We start from the raw sequence: 7448 nt of genomic DNA on the forward strand, positions 1-7448 counted from the left end.
GCGCCGCCCGGCGCTGCGCCCGGGGGCACCGGCGGTGGGGCGGCGGCCCCGCCCGCGCCGTGCCACGGTGCCTAGCGTTCCAGCCTGCACGCCGCACCGCCGCCGCCCGTGGTCGTCGGAGCGAAGTCACGCGCCCACGCGACCCGCCCTATCCGGGCGACAGGCGCAGGATCCGGCCGCGCCCCTCATCCGTCAGCAGGTAGAGCAGGCCGTCCGGCCCGGGCACCACCTGCCGGATGCGCGGCCCGTCGAGCAGGCGCTCCTCGCCCGTCACGCGGTCGCCCGCCACCGTGAGGCGGATCAGGCCGGGCGGGTTCAGCGCCGCGACGAACAGGCTGCCGCGCCAGGCCGGGAAGGCCTCCCCGGCATAGAAGGCGATGCCGGAGGGGCTGACGGAGGGCACCCAGGACATCACCGGGTCCACCATGCCGGGCAGGGAGGGCGCCTCGGCGATGCGGCTGCCGTCATAGTCAACGCCGCGCGTCACCCGCGGCCAGCCGTAATTGCTGCCGGCCGCCAGGATGTTCACCTCGTCGCCGCCGCGCGGGCCGAACTCGGCCTGCCAGAGCCGCCCCGTCCCCGGCTGGAAGGCCAGGCCCTGCGGGTTGCGGTGGCCAAGGGTGAAGATCTCCGCCCGCGCGCCGGGCCGGCCGGCAAAGGGGTTGTCCGGCAGCGGCGCGCCGCTGCGGGCGAGGCGCAGGACCTTGCCGGCCAGGTCGTCCAGCCGCTGCGCCCGCTGCTTGTCGGCATAGCGGTCGCCGGTCGACAGATACAGCGCGCCATCCGGCCCGAAGGCGATGCGGCAGCCATAGTGGTTCCGCCCCTGCTCCTGCGCCGGGGTCGCATCCAGGATGGGCGTCGCCGCCTCCAGCGACGCGGCATCCGGGGCGAGGCGGGCGCGCAACAGCCGGGTCAGGGCACCGCCCTGCACCAGCATGGCCTGGCAGAGATAGACCTCCCGTGTCGTGGCGAAATCTGGGGCGAGGGCGAGGTCGAGCAGCCCGCCCTGACCGCGTGCCTCCACCGCCGGGACGCCGCCCAGGGGCGCCGAGACCTGGCCGTCCCGCCCCACCAGCCGCAGGCGCCCGGGCCGCTCGGTGACCAGCAGCCGGCCATCCGGCAGGAAGGCGGCGCCCCAGGGGCGTTCCAGCCCGGTGGCGAAGTCGGTCACCCGGACGGCAGGCGCCTGCGCCCGGGCGACGGGCGGCAGCAGCAGGGCGAGGGCGAGAAGGAGGGTCGGGAGGCGGAGACGCATGCCCCGGCAGATGGGGCGCCGCGGGCCCGCCGCCAGCGCCGGCCGGCCGCGAGGGGAGGGAACCGGCGTAGGCGGGGCGGCCCCCGGCCTTCACGATCGGGCCAGCGGCGGCCGGGGCGGCCGGGAAGGCCGGCCGGGCCGCCAGGGCGCCGGCCGGAGCCTGGCGTCAGGCCAGCTTGCTGTCGATCCAGTCCTTGAGCTGGCCCTTCGGCATCGCGCCCACCTTGCTGTCCAGCAGCTTGCCGTCCTTGAACAGCAGCAGGGTGGGGATGCCGCGCACCGAATACTCGTTCGGCGTCATCGGGTTGTCGTCGATGTTGACCTTCGCCACGGTCAGCTTGCCGGCATATTCCTGGGCCAGCGCCTCCAGATGCGGGCCGACCATCTTGCAGGGGCCGCACCACTCCGCCCAGAAATCCACCAGCACCGCGCCCTGCGCCTCCAGCACATCCTGCTTGAAGCTGTCGTCGCTGACGTCCTTGGTGTGTTCGCTCATCGGTCAGGTGCCCTGTCCATCGGGGCGGGTATGCCCCATTCTGGCCACAAGGTCGGGCGCCGCAGGGCGCGGGTCAAGCACGGCGCGGCCGCAGCCCGGTCATGCGCCCGGCGCGGAGGCGCCGCCCTGCTGGACGGCCGCGGAGGCGCCGCACCGCCGGGCCGGCGCGGAGGCGCCGCTCGATGGACCGGCGCCGAGCCGCCTCCCCGATGGACCGGCGCGGAGTTGCCGCCCCGGTAGGCCGGCCGATGCGCACGCGTCCCGGTGGGCCGGCGGCGCCGTCGCTCAGCCGGTGGCCTCGGGTTCCACCGGCGCGTGCTCGTCCAGCAGGGCGGGCGGCAGCGCCATCAGGCGGGCGGCATAGGTCCAGACCAGGGCGCAATCCACCCGCCTGCCGGGGAAGACCTGCCGCAGCACCGCCCGATAGGCCGCCATCTGCCGCAGGTAGAGCGGCGGCACGCCCTCCGCCGCCTCGGGCGGGGGACGGTTGGTCTTGTAGTCCAGCACCAGCACGCGGTCGTCCGTCACCACCAGCCGGTCCACCTGCCCGGCCACCAGCCGGCCGCCCACCCGCCCGGCGATCGGCGCCTCGGCGAGGCTCCCCGGGGCGAAGGCGGCCGCGGCCGCGGGGCTGTCGAGCAGGGCCAGCACCTCCGCCGCCGTCTCCGCCTGCTCCGCTTCCGTCAGGCCATGGCCGGGGCGGGCGAGAAAGCGGTGCGCCGCCGCCGCCCGCTCCTCCGCCGCGCGCTCCGGCAGGTGCTGCAGCAGGGCGTGGATGATGCGGCCGCGACGGAAGCGGCGGCCGGTCGGGTCCTGCTCGCCATGCGGCGCGGCGGCGGGCGTCTCGGTCTCGCCAGGCAGGGCGGAGGGGCTGAGGGCCACCTCCGGCGCCTCGGGCGGGGCAGGGCGGCTGGCCCAGCCCGGCAGCGCGCCCTCCTCGCGCCGGCCGGCGCCTGCGGCGTCGGGCACGGCGTCGCGCGCCTGCCCGCATTCCGCCTGCCACAGCACCGCCTCGCCGAAATCGCAGGCGGCCGGGGCGCCGAAGGCGGCAGGGTTGAAGGGCGCCTCGGCCGCACCCTCCAGCCGGCGGAAGCCGGCGGCGACATGGGCGTACCATTCGCCCGGCTCCTTGCCCCAGCCGCAGACCAGCAGCCGGTCCTCGGCCCTGGTCAGCGCGACATAGAGCAGCCGGTTCTCCTCCTGCTGCCGCTTCGCCTCGTCCGCCGCCTTGGCGCGCAGGAAGGCGGGCGCGTGGAACTGCTTGTTCGGCGCCCAGAGCGGCAGGTGCAGGTCCTCGCCCTCCAGCCAGCGGATCGCCTCGTCGCCGCGGCCGCCGCCGACATCGGGCAGGATCACGATGGGCGCCTGCAGCCCCTTGGCGTTGTGCACCGTCATGATGCGCACGGCGTCGCCGGCCGCCTCGGCTTCCCGCTTCACCTCGGCGCCGCCCTGGCGCAGCCAGTGGACGAAGCCCTGCAGGCTGGGCGGGTGCTTGCGCTCATAGGTCAGCGCGGCGTTCAGCAGCTCGTCCAGCACATCGGCCGCTTCCATCCCGAGCCGCGCGAGCAGCCGCGCCCGGCCCGGCCGGCCATCCATGGCCGGCTCGCCCAGCACCTCGGCCAGCAGCGCATGCGGCGTCACCAGGTCGGCCCGCCCCGCGAGCCGCGCCAGCCAGGACGCGGCGCGCGCCTCCGGCCCCTGCGTCGCCTCGTCCCGCCGCGCCAGCAGCGCGCCCCAGAGCGTGCCGGTGCGGCCATGCGCCAGCGCCAGCAGCGCGTCCTCGGAAAGGCCGACCAGCGGGCTCTTCAGCAGCGCCGCCAGCTGCAGGTCGTCGTCGGGCAGCAGCAGCACGTCGCAGAGCGCGAGCAGGTCCATGACCGCGATGTGCTCGACCAGCTTGATGCGCGTGACCCCCGCCACCGGCACCTGCCGCGCCTTCAGCGCGCGCACCAGCAGCGGGACCAGCGCGACATTGGCCTGCTTGCGCAGCAGCACCAGCACATCGCCGGCGCGGATGGACCGACCGCGCGCCTCCAGCCGCTCGTGCCGGATCATGTGCTCGACCCGCGCGGCCAGCGCCTCGGCCATCAGCGCCTCGGGGCTCGCCACGCGCTGCGGCTCCTCCGGCACCTGCCAGGGCTCGGGCACCGGCGTCTCGGCCGGGCGCAGCAGCGGCCACAGCTCGACCCGGCCGGCATGGCCGGCGCGGTCCGGCACATGGCGCAGCGGGGCATCGCCCGCCACCACGCCGTCGCGCGCCGCGCCCTCGGCGAAGACCGCGTCCACCAGCGCCAGCACCGGCGCGGTGGAGCGGAAGGAGACGTCGAGCTGCACCTGGTGGAACTCGCCGCCGCCGCCCTGCACCTGCCGCGCGTAATGCCCCTGCCAGGTGGCGAAGCCGGCGGCATCGGCGCCCTGGAAGCCGTAGATCGCCTGCTTGATGTCGCCGACCGCGAAGATGGTACGGCGCCCCGGCGCCGCCTCCACCGCCGCGGCGGAGAGGCTGCGCGGCCGCCCGCGCCCGGCGCCCTGGCCGGCGAAGAACTCGCTGGTCAGCGCCGCGGCGATGCCCCACTGCGCCGGGTTGCTGTCCTGCGCCTCGTCCAGCAGCACGTGGTCGAGCCCGCCATCGAGCTTGTAGAGCACCCAGGCGCTGCCCGGATCCTGCAGGATGCGCTTCACATGCTCGATCAGGTCGCCATAGCCGAGCAGGCCGGCGGCGCGCTGCCGGGCGCGGTAGCGGTCCAGCACCGGCGCGGCCAGCGCCAGCAGCGCGCCGGTCGCGGCGCCGAGCCGGCAGGCGGCGCGCTGCTCGGCCACCGCCAGCAGCCGCTCGCCCTCCGCCTGCAGCGCCTCGATCACCTCCTGCTGCCGGGCGCCGACCTTCTGGGTGGCGAAGCCCTTGCCGGCGCGGACCGTGCCCTTGTCGGTGATGAAGAAGGCGTGCCAGTCGGCGAAACGCGCCGCCCGCTCCGCCGCATCGGCTTCCAGCCAGGCGGCGATCTGCGCGCCGCGCGCCTGGTCGTTCTCGTTCTTCGAGGCGCCGAGCAGGCTGGCCGCCATGCGGAGCGGCGCCTCCTCCACCGCGCAGGCCTCGGCGATCACCGCGGCCTCGTCCAGGCTGTCCGGCGCGCCGAGCGCCGCGGCGAGGCGCAGCCGCAGCCCAGCCACGCCGTTGCAGCCCTCGAGGCAGAGGGTCAGCCGCTCCCGCGCCGTGTCGGCCAGCAGCGCGCGGGTGACGGCGGAGAAGGTGTCGGCCGAGGCGATGCCGGCGAGCAGCGCCAGCTCCTCCGCCACCGCCTCGGTGCGGGCCAGCACCGCCTCCCGCGCCTCGGCCAGCATGGCCGCCGCGTCCTGTTCCTCCAGCACCGCGAATTGCGGCGGCAGGTCGGCTTCCAGCGGGAAGCTGCGCAGCAGGGACTGGCAGAAGGCATGGATGGTCGAGATGCGCATGCCGCCCGGCATCTCCAGCACCTCCACCAGCAGGCGGCGGGCGCGGCCGATGCCCTGCGCATCCGGGATGGCGCCGGTCAGCCGGGCGATCTCCTGCGCCAGCCGCGCCTCCTCCCACACCGTCCAGTCGCCGAGGCGGCGACGCAGCCGCGCCTGCATCTCGGCCGCCGCGGCGCGGGTGAAGGTGAGGCAGAGGATGCGGCCCGGCACCTGGTCCGGGTCCAGCAGCAGCCGCAGCACGCGGTCGATCAGCACCTTGGTCTTGCCCGAGCCGGCGGAAGCGCCGACCCAGGCGGAGACCAGCGGGTCGGAGGCCGCGCGCTGCTGCTGCTCGGCGCGGAGGCGGGCGGATTCGCTCATGCGACTGCGCTGGCCTGAAGGGGCGCCGCCCCCGGACCCACCCCGCCGGGGACCGGACCGGCCCCCGTTCCCCCGCATGGGCTCAGTCGCCGCGGGCAACGCCCGCGGCGCCGACCCGGGCCGGTCCAGGGGTCGCCTGACCCCTGTTGGGGGGAGTTCGAAGGGGGCGACGCCCCCCTGGATCCCACGCTGGGATGGGACGGCCTAAGCATCCTCCGCCCCCGCCCATTCCGCGATGCGCGACAGGTGGTCGTAGTCGCTGCCCGCCGGCGCCCGCTTCGGATGCGGCCGGGCGACGAAGGCGCGGGTGCCCAGCAGGAAGGCGCCGATCAGGCCGGTCAGCTCGTTCAACGCATCATCCGCCAGCAGCCGCACCACGGCGGGGTCGCGCGCCATCACCTTCTCCTCGCCCGGCACCGGGCCGCCGGACAGCCGCCAGTAGAGCAGGCCGGCGCCGTCGCCCGGCGGCACGCCGGCGAAGCCGCCCCGCGCCGCGATCGCCGCCTCCAGCGTCAGCTGCGGCTTGCGGCCATCCCGCACCTCCTCGCCGCTCGGCGGCTGGCCGGTCTTGTAGTCCAAGATGCGCAGGCCGGTGGGCAGCAGGTCGATGCGGTCGGCCTTGGCGTGCAGCACCACCTCCTGCCCGTCGAGGCGCAGCGGCCACTCGCCCTTCACCTCCGTCACGCTGCGGATGCGCCCCGCGCCCAGGCGCAGCGCCGCCTCCTGCTCCACCACGAAGCCGCCGATGCGGGCCAGCCGGGGCGCCCAGAAGGCGGCGAGGCCGGGACGCGGCGCGGCCTCCTCGAGCGCGCGCTGCGCCGCCTCGCTCCACAGCGCCTCGGCCGCGTCCTCGCCGGGCCAGGGGCGGTCCGACAGGCGCTTCACGAAGCCGGCCATGGCGGCATGCACCAGGTTGCCGTAGTCCAGCACCCCCGCCTCGGCATCCAGCGGGTCCAGCGGAAACAGGCGCAGCACGTTGCGGGCATAGAAGGCGTAGGGGTCGGCGATCAGCGTCTCCACCTGCGTCACGCTGATGCGCCGCGGCCGCTGCCCTTGCGCCGGGCGGGGGGCCGGGCGGGCGCAGGGCGTGACGCGCGCCGGCCGGTCGAGCAGCCCGGCCCAGGCCATGCCGGGGCCCTGCGGCAGCGCCAGCCCGTCCTGGCCGGCGAGGAAGGTTTCCAGCCGCGTCAGCCAGCGCGCCGGCACCGTGGGCGCGCCGCCGCGCCGGGCGGCGCGGGAGAGGACCGCGACCGGCGCGGCGCAGGCCGCCAGCAGGAAGTCGGCGCAGACGCGGCCGATCCGCGCCTCCGGCTCCGGCAGGCCGAATTCGCGCCGCATCGGCCGGCTCATCCAGGGGCCGGGATCGGTGGCGATGGGCCAGACCGTCTCGTCCAGCGCGCCCAGCACCACGCGGTCGAAGGTCAGCAGCCGCGCTTCCAGCAGGCCAAGGATCTCCACGCGGGGATGCGCCCCGCCGTCGCGCCCCCGGGTGGCGCGGAGCGAGGGGGCGGAGGCGCCGTCCATCGCCGCGTCGAACAGCGCCGGCCAGGACGCGGCCGCCAGCGGCGGCATGGCCGCCATGGCCGGCGCCAGGGCGGCGAGATGCGCCGCCAGCGCCTCGCCCTCCTCCCCGGCATAGAGCCGCAGCCCGCCCGGCATCCGGTCGGTGCCCGCCAGCGCCTCGGCCGCCGCGAGATGCGCCGCGAGCAGGTCGGCGGGCGGCAGCGCCCGCCCCTCCGGCAGGCTGGCGAAGCCGCCGAGCGCCGTGTCCAGCACATCGAGCAGCGCCGTGACCTCGGCCAGCGCCTCCGCCTGCTCCTCCCGCGCCAGGGCGGGGCGGGCGGCGGCGCGCAGCCCGTCGAGGCCCGGCGCCGGCCGGGCGCC

4 protein-coding genes are annotated in these 7448 nt (G+C 76.7%); all 4 read right to left on the bottom strand.

Annotated elements, in window-relative coordinates; translation table 11 throughout:
• Positions 1–148: 148 nt before the first annotated feature.
• On the bottom strand, positions 149–1255 hold the full coding sequence (locus E2C05_RS26175; RefSeq protein ID WP_133222600.1) for a PQQ-dependent sugar dehydrogenase: 1107 nt from the start codon (positions 1253–1255) through the stop codon (positions 149–151).
• Between the two features lie 166 nt (positions 1256–1421).
• Positions 1422–1751, bottom strand: coding sequence for a thioredoxin TrxA (gene trxA, locus E2C05_RS26185; RefSeq protein ID WP_133222601.1), 330 nt, complete (start codon positions 1749–1751; stop codon positions 1422–1424).
• Between the two features lie 285 nt (positions 1752–2036).
• Positions 2037–5564 (bottom strand): double-strand break repair helicase AddA, encoded by a 3528-nt coding sequence (addA, locus tag E2C05_RS26190; protein ID WP_133222602.1) that lies wholly within the window; start codon positions 5562–5564, stop codon positions 2037–2039.
• 204 nt (positions 5565–5768) lie between these two features.
• Positions 5769–7448, bottom strand: a 1680-nt coding sequence (locus E2C05_RS26195; RefSeq protein ID WP_192912526.1) for a PD-(D/E)XK nuclease family protein, incomplete at its 5' end; no start/stop codon positions are given.

Source organism: Paracraurococcus ruber (assembly GCF_004353985.1).
GTDB lineage: Bacteria > Pseudomonadota > Alphaproteobacteria > Acetobacterales > Acetobacteraceae > Paracraurococcus > Paracraurococcus ruber.